This is a genomic window from Hymenobacter agri (genome assembly GCF_054778495.1).
Window position 1 is genome coordinate 1 of sequence record NZ_BAAGZM010000683.1, and the last position, 2116, is coordinate 2116.

Annotated in this window: 2 protein-coding genes; both read left to right on the forward strand. The window is 66.5% G+C overall.

Features of this window, described 5'->3' with window-relative positions; translation table 11 throughout:
* Positions 1 to 205 precede the first annotated feature (205 nt).
* Positions 206 to 907: a head GIN domain-containing protein gene (locus ACYVDE_RS21005; protein WP_460503490.1), complete on the forward strand. Its 702-nt coding sequence runs from the start codon at positions 206 to 208 to the stop codon at positions 905 to 907.
* 132 nt (positions 908 to 1039) lie between these two features.
* Positions 1040 to 2116, forward strand: a 1077-nt coding sequence (locus tag ACYVDE_RS21010; protein ID WP_460503491.1) for a sigma-54-dependent transcriptional regulator, incomplete at its 3' end; no start/stop codon positions are given.

Here is a 2116-nt window from a genome sequence, read left to right on the forward strand (position 1 = left end):
GTGCGCGGCGCAGCCGAGCCGGCAGGCGGCAGGCATCCGGCCGGCCGTGGCGTTGCGCGAGGAATAGGAACGGGGTGATGGGTTGGCGGAGAGGAGCTGTCCTTTTACCAATTCCCCTGCTCGCTACCCAGGCAACCCCGCCGCCCCCGGCGGCATCTGCCGCCGTAGTACTTTCGGCTTTTCTCACTTTCTTTTCTGCGACACCATGAAAAACCTTCCCGCCACCGCCCTTTTCTGCCTTTTGAGCACGGCCACCGCTTGGGCCCAAACCGCGCCTCAGGTGCGCAATGTGGCCGCTTTCCATGCCGTGGAAGTAGGCAGCGGCATTGAGCTGCGCCTCGCGCCCGGCAGCACCCAGCGCGTAGAGGCCAGCGCCGACGATGCCGACCAGCTCGAACGTCTCAAAACCGAAGTGCGCAACGGCGTGCTCGTCATCAGCTACGACCGCGCCCTTACCGAGTCGATGGGCTTTAACAAGCCCCGCCACCTGCGCGTGAATGCCACGGCCACTACGCTTACGGCCCTGCACGCCAACAGCGGCGCCAAGGCCGAAGTCACCGCCCCCTTCACCACCCAAAAGCTCGACGTGGAAGCCTCGTCGGGCGCTTCGCTGCGGGCCACCTTCGTGAGCACCGACCTGCGGGCCCAGGTGAGCAGCGGCGGTGTGGCCACGCTGGCCGGCAGTGCCCAGCGCCTCGAGGTGGGGGCCAGCAGCGGCGGTGTATTCAAGGGCGAAGGCTTGGCGGCCAAGGTATGCGAGGCCTCGGCCAGCAGCGGCGGCAACCTGCTCGTAACCGTGCAGGAAACCCTCACCGCCACCGCCAGCAGCGGCGGCGACATCCGCTACACCGGCTCGCCCCGCGTGCGCAAGCACACCAGCAGCGGCGGCAGCGTGAAGCAGCGGTAGTTTTTAGTGCTTAGTGCCTGGTTGTTGGTGCTTGGTTGCAGAAAAGAGCAGTCCGACTCTGCAAATAATGCATGCTTCGCGCTAACAAGAAATAACAACCAGGCACCAACAACCAAGCACTAAGCACCAAATATGTTCCTGATTATTGACGACGACCTGGCCATCCGCACCTCGCTGAAGCTGCTGCTGAAGCAGGCCGGCTACCCCGTGCAGGCCGTGGCCACGCCCGCCGAAGCCCTGGCCGTGGTGCGCGCCGCCCCGCCCGAGCTGGTGCTGCTCGACATGAATTTCTCGCTGGCCACCACCGGCCACGACGGCCTGGCCCTGCTGCGCCAGCTTAAGACTGAAGTGCCGCAAGTACCCGTCATCCTCATCACCGGCTGGGGCAGCATCGAGCTGGCCGTGGCCGGTATGAAGGCCGGCGCGGCCGAGTTCGTGACCAAGCCCTGGCACAACGACGCCCTGCTCCAAACCATCGGTACAGTGCTGGCCCTGCACGAAGCTCCTGCCGACGCGCCCGAAACCGTTACCCTCGAACCCTCTGATGCCGTCGCTGGCCCCGCGCCCGACCGCGCCGCCAACCCGCGCCGGCAGCTCGACCAGCAGTTCCAGTTCCAGCCCATCGTGGGGCACGATGCACAGCTGCTGCACGTGCTGCGGCAGGTGGGCCAGGTAGCGGCCACCGATGCCGCCGTGCTCATTGAGGGCGAAAGCGGCACCGGCAAGGAGCTCATCGCCGAGGCCATTCACCGCAACAGCCACCGCGCCCGCCAGCCCTTCGTGAAGGTGAACCTGGGCGGCATCTCGGCCAGCTTGTTCGAGAGCGAGATGTTCGGCCACCGCCGCGGGGCCTTCACCGACGCCAAGGCCGACCGCGTGGGCCGCTTCGAGCTGGCCAACGGCGGTACCATCTTCCTCGACGAAATCGGCGAGCTCGAAATGGCCAGCCAGGTGAAGCTGCTGCGCGTGCTGCAAGACCGCACCTATGAAGTGCTCGGCGACAGCAAGCCGCGCCGGCTCGACATCCGCGTCATCGCCGCCACCAACCGCAACCTGGCCGAGATGGTGCAGCAGGGCCGCTTCCGCGAAGACCTGTTCTACCGCATCAACCTGATTGCCGTGCGCCTGCCCGCCCTGCGCGAGCGCCCGGCCGACATTCCGCTGCTCACGCAGCACTTCATTGCCCAGCTGCGGGCCACCTACCAGCGC

Excerpts from the sequence above, each read along its gene's own strand:
- ACYVDE_RS21005 (WP_460503490.1), top strand. The coding sequence starts at position 206 with ATGAAAAACCTTCCCGCCACCGCCCTTTTCTGCCTTTTGAGCACGGCC.